Annotated in this window: 18 protein-coding genes; 9 read left to right on the top strand and 9 right to left on the bottom strand. The window is 41.6% G+C overall.

What is annotated here, in order from left to right:
• Positions 1-71 precede the first annotated feature (71 nt).
• Positions 72-347, top strand: a complete 276-nt coding sequence (locus tag H5087_RS10345) for a GNAT family N-acetyltransferase (RefSeq protein ID WP_310736466.1) — start codon at positions 72-74, stop codon at positions 345-347.
• A 2-nt stretch (positions 348-349) separates the two neighbouring features.
• Here the strand turns inward: H5087_RS10345 and H5087_RS10340 are convergent, their stop codons facing one another.
• The 9 genes from H5087_RS10340 to H5087_RS10300 form a co-directional block, all read right to left on the bottom strand.
• A complete protein-coding gene (locus H5087_RS10340) occupies positions 350-985 on the bottom strand; it encodes a trimeric intracellular cation channel family protein (RefSeq protein WP_004334621.1) in 636 nt (211 codons plus the stop codon).
• A 578-nt stretch (positions 986-1,563) separates the two neighbouring features.
• Positions 1,564-1,965, bottom strand: coding sequence for a hypothetical protein (locus H5087_RS10335; protein ID WP_182671969.1), 402 nt, complete (start codon positions 1,963-1,965; stop codon positions 1,564-1,566).
• A gap of 135 nt (positions 1,966-2,100) precedes the next feature.
• Positions 2,101-2,697 (bottom strand): RDD family protein, encoded by a 597-nt coding sequence (locus tag H5087_RS10330; RefSeq protein WP_182671968.1) that lies wholly within the window; start codon positions 2,695-2,697, stop codon positions 2,101-2,103.
• 140 nt (positions 2,698-2,837) lie between these two features.
• Complete coding sequence (locus H5087_RS10325; protein ID WP_182671967.1) at positions 2,838-3,572, bottom strand: DUF5020 family protein; 735 nt, start codon at positions 3,570-3,572, stop codon at positions 2,838-2,840.
• Positions 3,573-3,601: 29 nt separating this feature from the next.
• On the bottom strand, positions 3,602-4,978 hold the full coding sequence (locus H5087_RS10320; RefSeq protein ID WP_182671966.1) for a uracil-xanthine permease family protein: 1,377 nt from the start codon (positions 4,976-4,978) through the stop codon (positions 3,602-3,604).
• A gap of 77 nt (positions 4,979-5,055) precedes the next feature.
• Complete coding sequence (locus H5087_RS10315; RefSeq protein ID WP_182671965.1) at positions 5,056-6,123, bottom strand: BMP family ABC transporter substrate-binding protein; 1,068 nt, start codon at positions 6,121-6,123, stop codon at positions 5,056-5,058.
• Between the two features lie 72 nt (positions 6,124-6,195).
• Positions 6,196-7,122, bottom strand: coding sequence for an ABC transporter permease (locus H5087_RS10310; RefSeq protein WP_182671964.1), 927 nt, complete (start codon positions 7,120-7,122; stop codon positions 6,196-6,198).
• Between the two features lie 3 nt (positions 7,123-7,125).
• A complete protein-coding gene (locus H5087_RS10305) occupies positions 7,126-8,229 on the bottom strand; it encodes an ABC transporter permease (protein WP_182671963.1) in 1,104 nt (367 codons plus the stop codon).
• The gene (locus tag H5087_RS10300) at positions 8,226-9,785 is read right to left on the bottom strand and encodes an ABC transporter ATP-binding protein (RefSeq protein ID WP_182671962.1); all 1,560 of its coding nucleotides are present in this window, start codon (positions 9,783-9,785) and stop codon (positions 8,226-8,228) included. Before H5087_RS10300 ends, H5087_RS10305 begins: the two co-directional genes overlap by 4 nt.
• A 198-nt stretch (positions 9,786-9,983) precedes the next feature.
• On the opposite strand from H5087_RS10300, the gene xdhA reads away from it, so the two are divergent.
• Genes xdhA through puuE form a run of 8 tightly spaced genes read left to right on the top strand, consistent with a single transcriptional unit; the run spans position 9,984 to position 19,042 of the window.
• On the top strand, positions 9,984-11,483 hold the full coding sequence (xdhA, locus tag H5087_RS10295; RefSeq protein WP_182671961.1) for a xanthine dehydrogenase small subunit: 1,500 nt from the start codon (positions 9,984-9,986) through the stop codon (positions 11,481-11,483).
• Positions 11,470-13,809: a xanthine dehydrogenase molybdopterin binding subunit gene (gene xdhB / locus H5087_RS10290; RefSeq protein WP_182671960.1), complete on the top strand. Its 2,340-nt coding sequence runs from the start codon at positions 11,470-11,472 to the stop codon at positions 13,807-13,809. Before xdhA ends, xdhB begins: the two co-directional genes overlap by 14 nt.
• Positions 13,802-14,692 carry a xanthine dehydrogenase accessory protein XdhC gene (gene xdhC / locus H5087_RS10285; RefSeq protein ID WP_182671959.1) on the top strand — a complete coding sequence of 297 codons (891 nt, stop codon included), beginning with the start codon at positions 13,802-13,804 and terminating at the stop codon, positions 14,690-14,692. Before xdhB ends, xdhC begins: the two co-directional genes overlap by 8 nt.
• Positions 14,689-15,189, top strand: a complete 501-nt coding sequence (uraD, locus tag H5087_RS10280; RefSeq protein WP_182671958.1) for a 2-oxo-4-hydroxy-4-carboxy-5-ureidoimidazoline decarboxylase — start codon at positions 14,689-14,691, stop codon at positions 15,187-15,189. The genes xdhC and uraD overlap by 4 nt, the downstream gene beginning before the upstream one ends.
• The gene (gene uraH / locus H5087_RS10275; protein ID WP_182671957.1) at positions 15,186-15,524 is read left to right on the top strand and encodes a hydroxyisourate hydrolase; all 339 of its coding nucleotides are present in this window, start codon (positions 15,186-15,188) and stop codon (positions 15,522-15,524) included. Before uraD ends, uraH begins: the two co-directional genes overlap by 4 nt.
• A 2-nt stretch (positions 15,525-15,526) precedes the next feature.
• Complete coding sequence (guaD, locus tag H5087_RS10270; RefSeq protein WP_182671956.1) at positions 15,527-16,891, top strand: guanine deaminase; 1,365 nt, start codon at positions 15,527-15,529, stop codon at positions 16,889-16,891.
• Between the two features lie 5 nt (positions 16,892-16,896).
• Positions 16,897-18,108: a urate hydroxylase PuuD gene (locus tag H5087_RS10265; protein WP_182671955.1), complete on the top strand. Its 1,212-nt coding sequence runs from the start codon at positions 16,897-16,899 to the stop codon at positions 18,106-18,108.
• Position 18,109: 1 nt separating this feature from the next.
• Positions 18,110-19,042, top strand: coding sequence for an allantoinase PuuE (gene puuE, locus H5087_RS10260; protein WP_182671954.1), 933 nt, complete (start codon positions 18,110-18,112; stop codon positions 19,040-19,042).
• The last annotated feature ends 19 nt before the right edge of the window (positions 19,043-19,061 follow it).

Genomic DNA, 19,061 nt, shown 5'->3' with positions numbered 1-19,061 from the left:
TATTGCGGATTGGTATAACAGAGCAACAGCATGTTTTAAGGCTTAATGATCAATATGACTGATCCCATCTTATAGTTATAAATGAGGTACCAATTGGTACTTTAAAATACCAAACACACGCTCAACACGTTGAAATAATGCAATTACAAATACATCCATTGCACCAAAATAAAGGGTATGGGAAAGCGGTTATTGAACAAGTTATTACAAATGCGCAGTCAAAACCCATTAAACTCACCGTGCTTAAAAACAACCCAGCATTAGGACTTTATAAGCGGCTGGGTTTTACTATAACGGATGAGGATAATTACGAGTACCACATGCAAACGCGAGCTACTCGTAGCTAAAATTAGTCGCTTTGATCTCTGAAGTCTTTTTTTCTGAAAATAGTTAAATGCCAACCCCAATGCAAAGAGCCTAATCTTAAAAAGATAGTCGTGAAAAATGAGCCTAAAATACACCAAATGTAATCTACATTAAGGCTAAATAAAGCAGCATAGACTGCACCACCCGCTAAACACGCAGAGGCGTAAGGTTCGCTGCGCATAACAGTTGGTACTTCACGGCAAATTACGTCACGTATTAAACCACCAAATATACCTGTAGTAATGCCCATGGTAATTGCGACCACCATACCAGAGCCATTAATGAGTGCTTTTTCTATCCCCATAATATTAAATAACGCCATACCCACAGCGTCTACCAATAAAAAGTAGTAATTATTAACGCGCGGTAAGTATCGAATAAATGCAATTGTTGCTATAACGGCCCCATAGGTCGAATATAAATACTCTGGGGTAGCAATCCAAAATACCGGTTTGTTTAAAAGTATATCTCTGAGGGTACCGCCCCCTAGTGCAGTAACGGTTGCAACCACTACGACGCCAAAGCCACTAATGTTTTTTTCATACCCAAGCAATGCCCCTGCAACAGCAAAAAATGCAACACCGAGTAACCCTAGTACCATAAAGTATTCAGCAGTCATGGTAATTCCTTTTTAAAGTTTATTAGGAGTTGTATCAACTTACGTGCCAAAAAAATGAGTAAATATAAATAAACCCACAACTTAAGTGACTGAAATTTATAAGCTTATTTCATTTATTAAAAAACATTAGCTATGTGATATTTAGTGAAGGCTTAATAAGAGTAATTATTTTAATTATGGGTAGTTTTTACACGTTAAAGTACAGAGGGATTTTGTTACAGAGTTGCAGTCGAGCACTTTTAAATTTTAAGCAAAAATTAAATGAACAATAAAGCTATTACCAATATTACAAAAATAATAGGCAATATTGCATGTTGCCAGTTTTGTTCTTTATTTTGATTATAGAGTGTTTGCATTGAGCTTTTATCATTATTGGTAAAACTATGCTGGCACTGCATACAGTTTTGGGCTTTTATGCTCACCCAAGTACCACATTTAATACATGCGTAACGCCTCGACAGTTTATCAAACTCGTTTGTTTTCCTAAATATTCTCATTTATCACCTCATTGATTTTCGCCGCGGTAAGAAAACCAGTGAATAATATATGCTCTTTAAATTCATTGTTACTTCTTTACTTTATTCAATAATTTTTACATTTGGAATGTTTTGTAAAAGGTAGGATTTTAAAGATTCAAACGCATCTTTATTGAAAATAAACTCAGTTGTTTTACCATCAACTTGATTATATGGTAGTGCAAATATACCGTGCCTCTTAGTTTTGTCGATGACAACTTTGTTAATATCGTTAATATTAAACACTTGCTTATAAACGTATAATATTTGCCCCTCAACGCGTACAGCCTTTAACGGGCTTTGCTCAACATTGCGCGAACGAATAAACACAAAATATAAAATAACGGGAAATAAAAACAGGTTAAACGCCTGCAAACTAAAAGGTTTATCTATCAATACAATATATGTTGAGTAACAAATTAAAGAGGCCGCTAGTGCTAAAATTAGCTGTGTGTTGTTTTTCATAATCATCCTTGGTTACTAGTCAAAAAAATCGGTAAGGTTTTTTAATTATATTACCAATTTAGTGAAATACGCCATTTTGTAACTTTTGCAAATCAAACTTAAATCCGGGCAAAGTTGCCCTAATTAATACCTTGATTAATCTACATAACTCACTTTTGTTCCCGCTAAATGATCATGTAAACATCGTTTATCTTTTCCAAATATAAATAATGGATTAACAAAACCAGCTATAAATTGACCTACCGAAGGGACAAGTGATAATAGTTGCATACAAAGCATGCGTTTAAAGTAAATTGTAGTAAAGCTTGCTTGTGTACCATCTAAATTTTCAATACGGATAGACATTAAAGATTTACCAATTGTTTGTCCGCGTTGGTACATAAGGTAACCATGAAGCACTAACGTGCTTAATATGCCATAACCTAGCAAACTTGCAGATAAAGTAAGCGTTGGTTGGCTTAAATTTTCAAACCCTACGAGTATGAATACAGGTATAAAACAAGCAACACCTAAAACGCCATCAACAATAGCAGCCACTAGCCTGTCTGAGCGCGTTGCTTTTTCTCCTGCTACTTTTGATACAATATTTTCAGATGGGTTCTGTGCTTCTCGCGTTTTAATTAAGTCGTCTATTTCTTTTGCTCGATCTGGGTAGGCTTCGCGATCTATAGCTCTCGCTGATGAGTAAAGCTCATCTAAAGTGTAGGTAGAAAAATCAATTTCAGAGTCCATGAAAAAAATCCGTCATATAGTGTTATTAAAAAGCAATCTAACACAACTAATTCAAGCTATTCAATTATTTAAGATTATCAAATAAAAAAGCTACTAAAAAGTAGCCTTTAATTATTAATTAAATACCATTCAATTTGCTGTTAAAAATGCCATTTAACTAGCAAGTTTGGATTATGTTCGGTTTGCCCATCTACACCAAATTTATTTTTCCAATAAACATACTCAATACCCACATCAAGACGAGTGGTATCTAAGCCGAGCATAGAGGCAATATTGTATTTAATCTGCGAGGTAAAGTTAAAGCCACCTTCACTTTTACCAAACATTGTGTCGGTGCTATCTACAATATCTAAAAAGCCATCGTATCTAAAGTTACCTTTGTTATAGCCCCACGTGACTGTTATTTGGTTATTATCTTCACGTTGAATACCTATATCATCTTGAAAACGACGATAATAAGCCACATTAAAATATTGAAAGCCAGGTACATCAAGTGATACACCGCCCCCTAATAAATAGTTATTTTGATCCGTATCTCCCGAGCCATACTCTGTTTGTAGGCCTAAAAACACCTCTTTAACAAAGCTTTTTTGTGGCTTGTAAAGAGTAGGGTTTATGTTTAGCTCACCGTACACTTCATCGGGATTACTTAGTCTATCCATAAAGAAGAACGTACTGCCCCATGTATGTCCCGATGCATGCTCTATAGTAACAACACTTCTATCATCTTCAGTACCTGAAAACGGCTCTAGGTAGTCGGCTCCTGTCATTGCGGTAATACTAAAATCAGACCAAAGTTCTTTAGCCGATACACCTTTAGAGCACATTGCAATTGCAGTTACTAATGCTAATTTTTTTATTGTTTTGATTTTCATTGTTAATCCCTTTTATGATTTTTATTAGTTTAGTTAAGATGATCCGTACTTGCTGAGTAATTTTCTGGTAGTACCAACGTCATTATTATTGCGGTGATACCCGACACCGTCACTGCGCTACCAAATATGGCAGTAACTAATTTAGGTGCGTTTGCAAACAACTCTGGTACAAAACTAACACCTAGCCCGAGCCCCAAACTCACCGCAATAATAAGTAAACTTCTGCGATTTATTTTTTCGCTGGCGAGTATTTTGACCCCAGCGGCTGCTACGGTGCCAAACATTACAAGCGTTGCACCGCCCAAAACAGGTTTAGGTATATTTTGTAATACAGCGCCAATCACAGGAAACAAGCCAAGAATAATTAAAATACTGCCTATCCACAGGCCAATATATCTGCTGGCAACTCCAGTTAGCTGAATAACGCCGTTGTTTTGACTAAAAGTAGTATTAGGAAAAGTATTAAATAAAGCGGCAATCATCGAGTTAACGCCATCACCTAAAATACCGCCGCGTATGCGTGCTAAGTAGCTAGGCCCTCTAACAGGTAACTTAGAAACAGCACAATTGGCAGTAATATCGCCTGTCGATTCAATTGCAGTAATAAGGTATAAAAAACCAAAGACTATGAGTGCACCAAAATCAACATTAAAGCCGTATTTAAAAGGCAGTGGGATAGCAATTAGGTCAAATTCACCTAATTTAAAATTAGCGATACCTAATACAAACGCAAGTAACCAGCCAAGTATCATTGCAACTACCACAGCCGTTAGCCTCACCCATTGGTTTTTACTTGCATTAAGCAGCACCACTAAAGCAACAACCGAAAAACCAATAATTAAGTTGCTCGTTGAAGCAAATTTTTCAGGCATATTAGTAAGTAGCCATTGCCCGCCACCTATATCAGTCATGCCTACTTTAATTAGGTAAATACCAATAGTAGTGATGACCACACCAGTAACTACTGGCTTAATTATTTTGCCTAATTTACTAATAAAAAAACTAATAAATACTTCAACAAAAGCGGCCAAAAAGCACACTGCAAATATAGTGGCAAGGACCTCGTCGTTATTGCCACCCGTAGCTTTAACAGTAAAGCCTGTGGCCAAAATAGTGCCTAAAAAAGCAAAACTGGTGCCTTGCACACATATAAGTCCAGAACCAACAGGCCCTACTCTGCGCGCTTGTATAAACGTACCAACACCCGATACAAACAACGCCATACTAATTAAATATGGTATTTCAGCAGCTAGGCCAAGCACCCCACCAATAATAAGTGTGGGTGTAATAATGCCTACAAAGCTTGCGAGTACGTGCTGTAGTGCAGCAAAAAATGATTCAGTTAGCCCTGGTTTATCATCTACCGCGTAAATTATGTCTTCTGAAATAGCTTCTTGGTTTGACATGGTCAATATCCTTTTAGCGCTTAAACTTGGGCAAGGTATTAACGCCCTGCCCTATTTAAATTCAAATACGTCTGCGTTTATTTAAGCTGCCCTTCTACGCCTTCAACGTAAAAGTCCATGCCGAGTAAGGTTTTATCATCAATAGTCTGCCCTGCTGTTGTAACCAGCTCACCTTGCTGATTTTTTATAGGGCCAGTAAATGGATGAAATTCACCTTTACCAATTTTCTCTGAAATAGCATTTACTTCACTTACTACATCACTTGGAATGTCTTTACTTAGCGGCGCTAAGCGAGTCATCCCTGAGCCTATCCCTTTCCATATATCTTGCGATTGCCATTTATCGTCAAGTACTTGCTGTACGCGCTCTGCATAAAATTCATCCCAGTGATGAACCGCTGCCGTTAAATGTGCTTTTTTACCATATCCGCTCATATCTGAGTGGTAGCCAATAGCGTAAATACCAGCGGCTTGCGCAGCTTGCAATGGTGCAGGCGAATCAGTATGTTGGGTAATAATATCAACGCCTTGATCTATTAGGCTATCGGCAGCTTCGCGCTCTTTACCCGGATCAAACCAGCTATTAACCCACACTACTTTTACTTTTGCATTAGGCTTTACTGAGCGCAAGCCAAGCGTAAATGCATTTATACCGCGTATTACCTCCGGAATAGGAAACGCAGCAATATAACCAATGCTGTCGGTTTTACTCATATGCCCTGCAATAACACCTGTTAGGTAGCGTCCTTCGTAAATGCGATCAAAGTAAGTGCTTACGTTTTTTGCGCGTTTATAGCCTGTGGCATGCTCAAACTTTACATTAGGAAATCGTTTAGCCACTTTAAGTGTTGGGTTCATGTAGCCAAACGACGTGGTAAATATTAAATCGTGCCCGCTTTTAGCCAGTTGCGTAATAACACGCTCTGCATCCGCTCCTTCTGGTACGCTTTCGACAAAAGTAGTTTCTATTTTGTCGCCAAACTTTTCTTCTAGGTAGTGGCGGCTAGAGTCATGTGTATAAGTCCAACCGGCCTCACCTATGGGGCTTACATATACAAAGCCAACTTTTACGCTATCTTTTGCAATAGCAGATGCGCTTATGCCTAAGCTCAATGCAACCCCGAGTGCTGTTATAAGTTTTTTCATTGTTATTCTCCGTGTTATATTTTTAATATCCTGTTGTAGCAGGTGATTTACCTTATTGATTTTGTAATTAATTTAATGACCCTTGTGCCAAGGTTTACCTAGCCACATGGGTTCGTACATTTTTAATTTTTGTTTATTTTTGCTGAGCATAATCAGTACTATAAGCGTTGCACCATAAGGCAACATGGCCAGTAAGTTAGACTCCACAGCCCACCCAAAAGCCTGTGCCACTAAGTGCATAATGCTGGCAAAGCCAAATAAATAAGCGCCAAGTATTACGCGCTCAATACGCCAGCTTGCAAACACCACTAAAGCAAGGGCTATCCAACCTCGCCCTGCCGTCATGTTTTGAGTCCAAAGTGGTGTATAAGCCAACGACAAATATGCGCCCGCAATGCCAGCCAGTGCGCCGCCAAACATAACGGCTAAATAACGTGTACGCATTACAGGTAATCCTAAGTTATTGCCCACACTTGGGTTTTCGCCAATAGCTCGTACTGCAAGCCCTGCTCTGTGATATTTAAAAAACAAATACGCACCAAGCACTAAACCCCAACTTAAATACACAATGGCGTCTTGCGAAAATAGCGCTTTGCCTAAAACCGGAATATGCTCAAACCCTGCAATTGCTAAAGTAGGTAACGCGTTAATGGTTTTTCCCTCATAGTCGGCACCTAAAAATGCCGAAAGGCCTGTACCAAAAATAGTCAGCGCTAAACCTGCCGCTACTTGGCTAGCATTTAAATTAAGTGCTACAAAAGCAAAAATAAGTGAGGCCATAACCCCGACCAAAGCTGCTACCGTAAAACCAATAAATAGGTTGTCGCATTGGTACATAGTTATAAACCCTGCCACAGCGCCTAAGAGCATCATGCCTTCTTGCCCTAAATTTAAGGTGCCGCTTTTTTCGCATACCATTTCACCCAGCGCCACCAGCAATAAGGGGGTGCCTGTACGAATAGTGGCGTATAAAATATTAGTAATTACATCTAATTCCATGATTTAAGACTCCTGTGCAATATGTATTGGCTGCGCTTTTTGTTGTTTAAATGGCAGCGAAAATCTAAGGCGATAAGTAATAAGCACATCACACGAGAGTAAATAAAACAGCATTAACCCCTGAAAAATACCGGTTATAGCGTTAGGTAATCCCATGTTAATTTGCGCAAGTTCACCTCCCATATAAATAAGCCCCATTAGTAAGCCCGCAAACGTAATTCCTACTGGGTGGAGTCGCCCTAAAAAAGCAACAATAATGGCGGCATAGCCATAACCAGGTGATATTTGCGGAACTAGCTGCCCAATAGGCCCAGCTACTTCGCCCGCTCCAGCGAGCCCCGCCAAGCCCCCGCTAATAACTAGCACTCCGGCAATTAATAATGCTCGCTTGTAACCCGCCATTTTGGCCGCGGATGCATCAAGTCCAAGTACTTGTATTTGAAAGCCTATAAAGGTTTTACTAATAAAAACCCATGTGGCGCATAGCGCTAATAACGCAAACGCCAGGCCTAAGTGCAATCGAGTACCGTCGAATAAAATAGGTAATAGCGTGCTATCGCCAAACAATGCACTTTCAGGAAAGTTATAACCGTGAGGATCTTTGAGTGGCCCATGAACAGCCCACAGCAATACATTTACTGCTATGTAGTTGAGCATTATGGTGACTAAAATTTCATTGGTGTTTAAACGCAGCTTCATAAAAGCAGCAAGCCCCGCCCACAACATGCCACCAGCAATACCAGCGAATAATGTAAGTGGCATTGCAAAAGCACTTGTTGAGCCAACAAAGTTAACGGCTACAGCACTTGCACATACACCACCAATAAGCAGTTGCCCTTCTGCGCCTATATTCCAAACCGATGCTCTATAACAAAGCGCTAAGCCATAGGCGCATAGCAAAATAGGAATGGTCATTACAAGTAGCTCAGTTACACCATACCAATCGGCAACAGGTGCTATAAGCAATGTATACAGGGCATTTAAAGGATCATGCCCTAATAAGGCAAACACCACGTAACCGGTTATTAATGTGAGTAAAATAGCTAAAACAGGAGAGAGATAACTCCAAGCCGGTGAGCGCTCAACACGTGGTCCTAACTTAATCATGCAAGTTCCCCTTGTGGTGTGTGTACTTTAGGCTGGTTATTAAAAACATCGCTAAAGTCGCCAGCCATCCACTGCCCTAACTGCACAAGCGGTACGGTATCGGTATTTAAAATAGGAGACAGTTTGCCATCACAAATTGCGCCAATGCGGTCGCAAATGTTATAAAGTTCGTCTAAATCTTCTGAAATAACGAGTACCGCACACCCTTCGTCGCGAAGCTTTAAAATTGCTTCATGTATCGCCACTTGTGCGCCTATATCTACACCCCAAGTAGGGTGCGACATAACGAGTAGTTTTGGGCTTTGCTCTACCTCGCGACCAATAATAAATTTTTGTAAATTACCACCTGAAAGGCTAGCTGCATGAGTGCGAAAACTTGGCGTTTTAACCTTGTATTTTGTAATGATTTTATTAGCAAGCTCAGTAATTTTTTGTTTTACTAAAAAGCCATTTTTAACTAGTCCATTATCAAAACTAGTAAGCAATGCATTTTGTGCTAAATCCATAGTGGGCACGGCTCCTCGCCCAAGCCTATCCTCTGGCACACATGCAAGCCCAAGGCGGCGCCTTTTTAGCGGGCACAGTGCATCAACTACGGTATTTTTAAATTTAATGGCGCTACTACTAGCTTGAATTTGCTCCCCCGAAAGCACTTTTAATAACTCTTCTTGTCCGTTGCCAGCAACACCCGCAATCCCCACTATTTCGCCTTGCTGTACTGCAAAGTTAATGTTTTTAAGGGGGGTTTCAAATAACGCTTGTGCGGCGGTGGTTAGATTATTAACGGTTAAAAAATCCGCAGTACCCAAAGCTCTGCGAGTTTGGTTACTAATTGGCGTGTTGTCGCCTACCATCAGCCTAGCAATTGACTCACTAGTTTCGTTTTTAGGAATACAATGCCCGCTTACTTTCCCGCCTCTCAAAATGGTCGCACTGTCACATAGCTCAATCACTTCGTGCAGTTTATGGCTAATAAACAGCACAGAGCAGCCTTCTTTTTTAAGTGACTTTAGGGTTTTAAATAATGCATCGACTTCTTGTGGAGTCAGTACTGAAGTGGGTTCGTCTAAAATAAGTAACTGAATATCTAATAATAAGCATCTAACAATTTCTACTCGTTGGCGCTCGCCAGTTGAAAGTGTTGATACCAGTCTATGGGGGTCTAATGGCATACCATAACGTGTTGATGTTTTCGTAATTCGACCTGCAAGCGTGCTGCTATGCCCTGCTAAATCACCTAACGCTAGTTCAATATTTTGGGCGACCGTAAGTGTTTCAAATAACGAAAAATGCTGAAACACCATTCCAATGCCTAAATCACGCGCATCAGCAGGCTCTTTTATATTCATTATACGGCCGTTGAAAAACATGTCCCCTTGGTCAGGTTTAATCACACCATAAAGCATTTTCATTAATGTGCTTTTACCTGCACCGTTTTCACCTAATAAGGCATGCACTTCACCATGCTTAATTTTTAAGGTTACGTCATTATTGGCTATACATCCGGGATACTGCTTTGTCATTCCCTGCATAGTAAGGCGGTATTTATTATTCATTATTAGGGCCTATTTGTACTTAATGAGCAATTTAACCTACTCAAAATATCAACTGACCAACCGGTCAACAATGGCATGGTAACTGCAATATACTTACCAAGATGAAAAAGTATTTTTCTTACCCGTGCGCAAACAACAAGAAAAAACATACGCCAAGCCTTTATGTATCAGGGCTTTATAAAAATTAAGGGGGTCTGTGTGATTCAATTTTTATTAAATAACACGCCAATTGAAGTACAAGAATGTTCGCCAAGTCTCACCATTTTGGACTGGCTACGCACCAAAAAAGGGAAAGTGGGCACCAAAGAAGGGTGTGCAACTGGCGACTGTGGCGCGTGCACAATTTTAGTGGGTGAAGAGCGTATAAATGCAAACGGGCAAACTGGTTGGCAATACAAAACAATGAACAGCTGTTTATTGTTATTAGGTAATGCGCATGCAAAACATATAGTAACGGTAGAGGCTGTGACTACTGGCTTATACCCAAGCTTAACCGATTTACATCCCGTACAACGTGCACTGGTAGAGTGCCATGGTTCGCAATGTGGTTTTTGCACGCCCGGTATAATAATGAGTTTGTTGGCTCTTTATATTAATGAGCCAACGTACCCTGGTAAAAAAGCGGTTATTCATGCACTTGGCGGTAACTTATGCCGTTGTACAGGTTATAGCCCTATATTACTTGCAGCCGAAAAAGCCTATAGCTATGAGCGTAAAGCTGAACCGTACTCAGCAATGGCCGCTCAATTTAAAGCATCACTTAATACGCAATATGATGACGATATTCCATTTTTAAAAAATGGTCCTCGCAAATTTTACTTACCACAAAATGCTAAGCAACTTGTTGAACTAAAAGCGCTTTATCCTTATGCACATTTAGTTGCTGGTGGCACCGACTTTGCCATTGAGCTTAGCCAAAACATGCTCTTACCGGATGTAATTATTTCCCTTAGCCAAGTAAAGGATCTTTGCACCTTGGCAGATAATAACGGTGAGTTACACATTGGTGCAGCACTTCCTTATAGCCAATTTGTTGAAGTATTTTATAACCATTACCCAGAGTCAAAAGAGCTATTTGAACGCTTAGGATCAAGCCAAGTACGTAACAGCGGCACGCTTGGTGGCAGCATAGGGAATGCCTCTCCTATTGGCGATCCCGCTCCCCTTTTAATCGCTCTTAATGCATCAATAGATTTATTAAGCAGCGCTGGTACGCGCACTATTAAAGTTGCCGACTACTTTATTGATTACAAAAAAACGGTTCTTAAAAGCGATGAAGTAATTAGTAAGTTCACCATTCCAAAGCGCCCAGAGTCACTAAAACTGGCATGTCATAAAATATCAAAACGCTTTGAAGACGATATATCTACCGTTTGTTTGGTGCTTGCTATAGAGCATTCACAAAACATGATTACTCAAGCCCGCTGCGCTATGGGCGGTATGGCTGCTATTCCTAAGCGCGCACATCATATTGAGCAAAAGCTGATATCTCAATCATTACAAGTAAGTAGTTTTATAGACGCAGCAACGGCTATTAACGATGACTTTACGCCCATGAGCGATGTAAGAAGCAGTGCGCATTACCGCACCACGGTAAGCAAAAACTTATTACAACGCATTGGTATTGAGTTTTGTGAGCCACAAGCACGCAACAATAACAACATTGTCATTACGAGGATCTCACATGCGTCACTTTGAAATGGATAAACTAAAAGCGCAAGGTGGTAGCGTTGGACAATCTAAATATCACGAAAGCGCTATTAAACAAGTTTGTGGCAGTGCAAATTTTGCCGACGATAACCCTGAGCCTTACGGTTGCCTGCATGCCTACCCAGTGCTCGCCCCTGTTACAAGCGGCTTTATTAAATCAATAGATACCAGTCTCGCACTGGCAGTTGAAGGCGTTAAACGTATTTTATCGGCCGAAGATGTTCCGGGTAAATTAGATATTGGCCCGGTATTTCCTGGTGATGTACTGCTGACCAGCCATGAAATTCAATACCACGGGCAACCTGTATTAATTGTCGTTGCCGACACATATGAAATAGCGCGCCGCGCGGCACGTTTAGTGGTTATAGAGTGCGAGCAAACTACTCCAATACTTGATATTAAAGAAGCCATTAGCAAAGAGCATTGGGTAAGGCCGCCACATTCACTTAACCGTGGTAACAGCGAAAACGCCATTAATAACGCAGCCCACCAGCTTAAAGGCGAAATAAACATAGGCGGGCAAGAACACTTTTACCTTGAGGGCCAAATAGCGCTGGCGCAACCTGATAACGACGGGGGCATTCATGTTCAGTGCTCTACGCAACACCCTACTGAGGTGCAGCACTTAGTCGCTAAAATTTTAAAAAAGCCATTTAGTTTTGTAAACGTAGAAACCCGCCGTATGGGCGGTGCTTTTGGCGGCAAAGAAACCCAAGGCGCACCATGGGCATGCCTTGCAGCCCTTGCGGTTTACCACCTTGGCTGCGCAGTAAAAATGCGCCTAGCCCGTAGCGACGATTTTAAATTAACCGGTAAACGCCACCCTTTTTATAATCACTATCATGTTGGTTTTGACGAAAATGGTTTAATAGAAGGTGCCGACATTACCGTAAACGGATTTTGTGGCTACTCCCCCGATTTATCAGATGCAATAGTAGACCGCGCCATGTTTCATGCCGATAACGCCTACTACTACCCAGCCGCCACAATTAAGGGTAATCGCTGTAAAGTAAATACCGTAAGCCATACCGCATTTAGAGGATTTGGTGGCCCGCAAGGAATGATTATGGGCGAGCTAATAATGGACGATATAGCCGCTAAATTAGGTAAAGATCCGCTTGAGATCCGAAAACTCAATTTATATAAAAAAGGCCGCGATACCACGCCGTACCATCAAACCGTAGAGCAACATATTTTAATAGATATGATTGCTCAGCTTGAGGAGTCGGGTGACTACTGGGCACGTAAAGAGGCTATTAAAGCATTTAACGTATCGTCACCTATTATAAAAAAAGGCCTTGCGATGACGCCGGTTAAATACGGTATTTCGTTTACGGTACAACACTTAAACCAAGCCGGTGCATTAGTACATGTATATAGCGATGGTTCTATACATTTAAACCACGGCGGCACCGAAATGGGCCAAGGACTAAACACCAAAATTGCGCAAATTGTGGCCCACGGCTTTGGGGTGGATTTTAACGCGGTAAGTATTAGTGCTACGCGTACCGACAAAGTGCCAAACACCTCGCCAACAGCAGCTTCAAGCGGTACCGACTTAAACGGTATGGCAGCGCTAAATGCAGTAAACACAATAAAAGAGCGCTTAATTGATTTTATTACCGAGCACTTTGAAGTAGACAGCAACACTGTTGTATTTAAAGATAACCTCATTACTTTTAGTAAAGGGGAAATTAGCTTTAGCGAACTTGCAAATCTTGCTTACATGAATCGTATATCGCTTTCATCTACCGGTTATTACGCCACACCAAAAATTCATTACGATAGAGCTAAAGGTGAAGGCCGCCCATTTTTTTACTACGCTCACGGCGTAGCGCTCAGCGAAGTAGAAGTAGATACCCTAACTGGCGAAAACACGGTAACCCGCGTTGATATACTGCACGATGTAGGCAGTTCAATTAATCCAGCACTTGATATAGGGCAAATTGAAGGCGCCTTTGTGCAAGGTATGGGCTGGCTAACAACTGAAGACTTACAATGGAATGATAAAGGCCAGCTTGCAAGCTTTGGCCCAGCCAACTACAAAATACCAGCCATTGGCGATACACCTGCCGAATTTAACGTCAATCTTTATAACTCAGCAAATCCAGAAACCACCGTGTTTAGATCAAAAGCCGTAGGCGAGCCGCCATTTATGCTGGCCTTTAGTGTATGGAGCGCCATTCGTAATGCAATAAGCAGTGTGGCTGATTACAAATACACCGCCCCACTGGATACACCCGCAACCCCAGAGCGAGTATTGAGTGCAATTGAGCAAACCGCTAGCTGGTTTAAGGAGAATCAACATGACTAATTTAAATGAGTCGTTTCAGGGTTTTCATACACAAAATTGGGCGCAGGCTATAAACGAGCACGAACAAAGCGGCACTAACTATGTAATTGCCACGGTACTTGGCACCAATGGCTCAACCCCTCGCGCCACAGGCTCTAAAATGGTAATAAGCGGCGAGCATATTTACGACACCCTTGGCGGCGGCCATCTTGAGTACGTAGTAATAGAAAAAGCCCGCGAACTACTTGCCAAAGGCGAAGCCGCCCAAGTAATTGAGCAATTTAACCTAGGTGCAAATTTAGGCCAGTGCTGCGGCGGGGCTGCCACCGTTATGCTTGAATGCATGCAATGCGAGCGCTTTACCCTCGACATTTACGGCGCAGGCCACGTAGCACAGGCGCTTATTAGTATATTGGCACAACTACCTATGCGCATACGCTGGATAGATAGCCGCGCCGATGTATTCCCACAAGCTATTCCAAATAACGTAGTAAAAGTGGTTGATGAAGAACCAACAGAGCAAGTAAAACGCGCACCAAAAGCTAACAATTACTTAATATTAACCCATAACCACCAGCTCGACTTTGCACTCACCCAAGCCATTATTAAACGCGCCGATGCCAATTGGCTTGGTGTAATTGGCTCAGATACCAAGGCAAAACGCTTTAAGCAGCGCCTAGCTCATCGCGATTTTACAGCCGATCAAATAAAGCAAATGACCTGCCCTGTTGGGCTTAATAACATTACGGGCAAATTACCAATGGAAGTGGCTATTTCGATTAGTGGGCAGCTAATTGGCATTTATCAGGCTATGCAAACCCAAGCGCCAAAACGCCAAGGCTTGCAATGGCGCACACTAAAAAATGCCTTAATTAGCACCACGCAGGAGGAAGTAGACGCATGAGCAGTTTACAAATAAATACGCTAAATGATGCACAAGCAAAACAAGCACTTGAGCATTGCTGCGCGGCCCCTAACTGGGTAGCGGGCATGATAAAAGCAATGCCATTTAAAAGTGCTCAACAGCTGTTTGAATGCGCACAAAGCATATGGAATAGCCTTGGCGAGAGCGACTATTTAGCTGCCTTTGAAGGCCACCCGCAAATAGGCGACTTATCAACCCTTAGCAATAAATACGCTGCTACCGCACAAAAAGCGGGGCATGAGCAATCGGGTATGAGCAAAGCAAACGAAGCCGTACTTACCAAAATGATTGCCCTCAATAAAGAGTACCTGAACAAGTTTGGCTTTATTTTTATTGTGTGCGCCACCGGTAAAACGGCCGAACAAATGCTCGAACTCATAGAGCAGCGCATACACAACACCCGCAGTACAGAGCTAAATATAGCCGCGGGCGAACAAGCCAAAATAACAAAAATAAGATTGGAGTCACTGCTATGAGCAAAAGCCCTATAACTTCCCATATACTTGATACCAGCACCGGAAAACCAGCAGCAAATGTTGCTGTTAAGCTATTTAAACTTACAAATAACGAATGGGTACAACTAACCCAAGGCAAAACCGATTCCGATGGGCGTATTACTGATTGGCTAAATACAGAAGTAGAATTTGCAACCTATAAGCTAGTATTTGATTTAGATAGCTACTACCAAAACCAACCTACCCCTGCGTTTTACCCAGAGGCGCAAATAACGTTTAGATTACAAGATACTAAACATCACCATATCCCATTGTTGCTTAGCCCGTTTGGCTACTCTACATACAGAGGTAGCTAACTATGAGCACACAAAACAATAATAACTTAACAGTAGTTTGTGCCGATATACTCGACTTTGTTGACGACCCTGCCATTGCTGGCGAAAGCGCCCATCGTTTTTTTGAAAAAGGCGCATTAGTTATCAAGCACGGCAAAGTAGTTAAGCTTGGCTATGAGCACGACATATTACCTACAATTGATAAATCAGCGCGTGTTATCCGCCACGATGGCAAACTCGTTATGCCTGGTATGATTGACACACACATACATTTGCCACAAACCGAAATGGTGGGTGCGTACGGCGAGCAACTGCTAAGTTGGCTCACCGAATACGCGTTTCCGACAGAGAAAAAGTTTACGTGTAAGCATTATTCAAAAGAGATATCTAACCGCTTTTTAGACGAGCTGCTGCGCAATGGCACAACCACTGCCCTTGTATTTGGCACAGTGCATCCGCAATCGGTTGATGCGTTTTTTAAAGAATCACAAAAACGCAATTTACGCATGATTGCCGGTAAAGTAATGATGGACCGTAACTGCCCAGACGACTTATCTGATTGCGCGCAAACAAGCTATGACGAATCTAAAGCCCTAATAAAAAAATGGCACAATGTTGATAGGTTAAGCTACGCAGTTACACCGCGTTTTGCCCCTACATCTACCCCTGAGCAACTTCAAAAATGCACTCAGTTGCTTGAAGAATACCCAGACACCTACCTGCATACACACCTATCGGAAAACAAAGACGAGTGCGAATGGGTTAAAGGGCTATTTCCAGAAGCTGAAGATTACCTTGGCGTGTACGAGCAAGCAAAAATGGTACGTAAACGCTCAGTATTTGCCCATAGTATTCATTTATCTGAGCGCGAGCTTTGCTGCCTTGCAGATAACAATGCGGCAATATCGCACTGCCCTACCTCAAACCTATTTTTAGGATCAGGACTTTTAAATTTAAAAGCCTGTGAAGAGCACGGTATAAACGTAGGCATGGGAACCGATGTAGGCGCAGGAACAAGCTTTTCTATGCTACAAACAGGTAACGAAGCTTATAAAATTCAGCAATTACAAGGTCAAAAGTTTTCAGCATTTAAAGGGCTGTATTTAGCAACTCTCGGCGGTGCCAGAGCACTTGATTTAGAAGGGACAATTGGTAATTTTGAAGCCGGTTGTGAAGCCGATTTTATTGTAATGGATTGTTCAGCAACTTCATTTTTAAAATTTAGAATACAACATGCCAAAACCCTGCATGAAAAACTGTTTGCAATGATGATGTTAGGCGACGACCGCTGCGTTGAGCAAACCTACATTATGGGTAAAAGTGTGTATAAGCGCGATGATAACAATCAATTTTCAGACACCCGCTCACCGGTATTAGAAGAGGCTTAACCGTTATGGAAAACTATTTATTTGAGCTTGCTCATTTAGTACTGCGTTATTTTCATGTTATTGCTGGTATAGCATGGATTGGCGCTTCATTTTATTTTGCATGGCTTGATAACAACCTACAAACACCACCGCAGTGGAAAATAGATAAAGGCATAAAAGGCGATTTATGGGCCGTGCATGGTGGTGGCTTTTACGAAGTGGCTAAGTATCAAAATGGTCCTGAACAAATGCCTCATACTCTGCATTGGTTTAAGTGGGAAGCCTACACAACGTGGATCACCGGTATATTACTATTTAGCTTACTTTATTATGTTGGCGCCGATGTGTATTTAATTGATAACAGTAAAAGTGAGCTAAGTAAATTTGCCGCTATTGGCGCATCCCTTGGTTTTATTGGCTTAGGCTATGGTGTTTATCGTTTATTGTGTAAAACCCCACTGGTTGAAAACGGCAAAGTGTTTATTGCTGTAGTTATTGGTTTATTAGCTCTGTGGACTTTTGGGGTTGATCAATTATTTAGCGACCGCGCTGTTTATATTCATGTAGGTGCACTTATTGGCACGTGTATGGTGGGTAATGTGTATCACATTATTATGCCAGGGCAGCGCTACATGGTGAGTGAAGTAGAAGCTGGTAGAATCCCTGATTCAGCGCCAGGTTTAAAGGCAAAGCTGTGTTCTATTCATAATAACTACGCCACATTACCTGTAGTATTTATAATGCTTAGCAATCACTTTCCTTACACGTATAGCCACAACTTTGGCTGGCTTATTTTAATTGCGTTGTTTGGTATTGGTATGTGGATACGCCACTACTTTAACTTAAAACATCAAGGCGTTAATAAGCCCTCAGTACTTGTAAGCGGTATTGCAGCATTTTTTGCTCTTATGCTCGCCATAGCCCCTTGGCCCAGTACACCAACAAATGCAGGCGAAAGCGCGCCTTTACAAGCAAGTATTACCGACGCACAAGCGTGGAATATAATCAGCAAACACTGTACTGGGTGTCACAGCGAAACACCCACCTCTGAGCTTTTTCAAACAGCGCCGCTAGGCCTTAAGCTCGACTCTATTAGTGATGTAAAAAAATCCAGCACGCTTATTCATACTCGCGCGGTTATAACCAAAGATATGCCACTGGCCAATATGACAAAAATGACAGACACAGAGCGCGAAACGCTAGGCGCTTGGCTCTCAGCACTTAAAAAGGAGCAATAAAATGAGTGAGCATTTTAAAAACTACCCGCGCGATTTAATTGGTTATGGTCCAGATGTACCCCATGCAAACTGGCCTAATAAAGCCCGCATTGCCGTCCAAGTGGTATTAAATTACGAAGAAGGCGGCGAAAACTGCGTGCTGCATGGTGATGCAGCCGCTGAAACGTTTTTGTCTGAAATAGTCAGTGCCCCACATGTAGAAGACCGCCATATAAGCATGGAGTCTATTTACGAATATGGCTCGCGAGCGGGTGTGTGGCGCTTACTTAAACTCTTTAAAAAATACGATATACCGGTCACCATTTTTGCAGTTGCAATGGCCCTTGAGCGCCACCCCGATGTAGCTAAAGCTTTTGTTGATGCAGGGCACGAAATAGCAAGCCATGGCCTGCGCTGGATTAATTATCAACATATAGATAAACAAACCGAGCGCGAACATATGCAACAAGCCATTGAAATCATTCAAACGCTTACGGGTAAAAAGCCCAAAGGCTGGTATACCGGCCGAACTAGCCCAAATACCGCAGCACTAGTAGTTGAAAATGGCACATTTTTATATGACGCCGACGATTACAGCGACGACCTACCTTTTTACAGTATTAAAGAAGGTAAACCACAGTTAATAGTGCCCTACACGCTTGATGTAAACGACATGCGCTTTGCTGCCGTGCAGGGTTTTAACGCAGGCGATCAATTTTATAATTATTTAAAAGATGCCTTTGATACGCTATACGAGGAAGGCGACCCAGAAGGTGAAAACGCCCCTAAAATGATGTCGATAGGGCTGCATTGTCGCTTAATTGGCAGACCAGGAAGAATAAAAGCATTAGCACGGTTTTTAGAATATGCCCGATCGCATGAGCAAGTTTGGTTTGCCACGCGTGAACAAATAGCCGAGCACTGGCTTAAAACCCATCCGTATAAAAAAGCATAGTTTATATTTTTTTAAAACA

The organism is Pseudoalteromonas sp. SR43-7 (assembly GCF_014163785.1).
Classification (GTDB): Bacteria; Pseudomonadota; Gammaproteobacteria; order Enterobacterales; family Alteromonadaceae; genus Pseudoalteromonas; species Pseudoalteromonas distincta.
The sequence above is the reverse complement of the archived record's forward strand: the minus strand, read 5'-3'. Positions and strand labels throughout refer to the sequence as shown.

What these genes read in the sequence shown, in the direction of transcription:
- H5087_RS10340 (WP_004334621.1), bottom strand. Translation starts at nt 985, where the DNA reads ATGACTGCTGAATACTTTATGGTACTAGGGTTACTCGGTGTTGCATTT.
- H5087_RS10335 (WP_182671969.1), bottom strand. Translation starts at nt 1,965, where the DNA reads ATGAAAAACAACACACAGCTAATTTTAGCACTAGCGGCCTCTTTAATT.
- H5087_RS10330 (WP_182671968.1), bottom strand. Translation starts at nt 2,697, where the DNA reads ATGGACTCTGAAATTGATTTTTCTACCTACACTTTAGATGAGCTTTAC.
- H5087_RS10325 (WP_182671967.1), bottom strand. Translation starts at nt 3,572, where the DNA reads ATGAAAATCAAAACAATAAAAAAATTAGCATTAGTAACTGCAATTGCA.
- H5087_RS10320 (WP_182671966.1), bottom strand. Translation starts at nt 4,978, where the DNA reads ATGTCAAACCAAGAAGCTATTTCAGAAGACATAATTTACGCGGTAGAT.
- H5087_RS10315 (WP_182671965.1), bottom strand. Translation starts at nt 6,123, where the DNA reads ATGAAAAAACTTATAACAGCACTCGGGGTTGCATTGAGCTTAGGCATA.
- H5087_RS10310 (WP_182671964.1), bottom strand. Translation starts at nt 7,122, where the DNA reads ATGGAATTAGATGTAATTACTAATATTTTATACGCCACTATTCGTACA.
- H5087_RS10305 (WP_182671963.1), bottom strand. Translation starts at nt 8,229, where the DNA reads ATGATTAAGTTAGGACCACGTGTTGAGCGCTCACCGGCTTGGAGTTAT.
- H5087_RS10300 (WP_182671962.1), bottom strand. Translation starts at nt 9,785, where the DNA reads ATGAATAATAAATACCGCCTTACTATGCAGGGAATGACAAAGCAGTAT.
- xdhB (WP_182671960.1), top strand. Translation starts at nt 11,470, where the DNA reads ATGCGTCACTTTGAAATGGATAAACTAAAAGCGCAAGGTGGTAGCGTT.
- xdhC (WP_182671959.1), top strand. Translation starts at nt 13,802, where the DNA reads ATGACTAATTTAAATGAGTCGTTTCAGGGTTTTCATACACAAAATTGG.
- uraD (WP_182671958.1), top strand. Translation starts at nt 14,689, where the DNA reads ATGAGCAGTTTACAAATAAATACGCTAAATGATGCACAAGCAAAACAA.
- uraH (WP_182671957.1), top strand. Translation starts at nt 15,186, where the DNA reads ATGAGCAAAAGCCCTATAACTTCCCATATACTTGATACCAGCACCGGA.
- guaD (WP_182671956.1), top strand. Translation starts at nt 15,527, where the DNA reads ATGAGCACACAAAACAATAATAACTTAACAGTAGTTTGTGCCGATATA.
- H5087_RS10265 (WP_182671955.1), top strand. Translation starts at nt 16,897, where the DNA reads ATGGAAAACTATTTATTTGAGCTTGCTCATTTAGTACTGCGTTATTTT.
- puuE (WP_182671954.1), top strand. Translation starts at nt 18,110, where the DNA reads ATGAGTGAGCATTTTAAAAACTACCCGCGCGATTTAATTGGTTATGGT.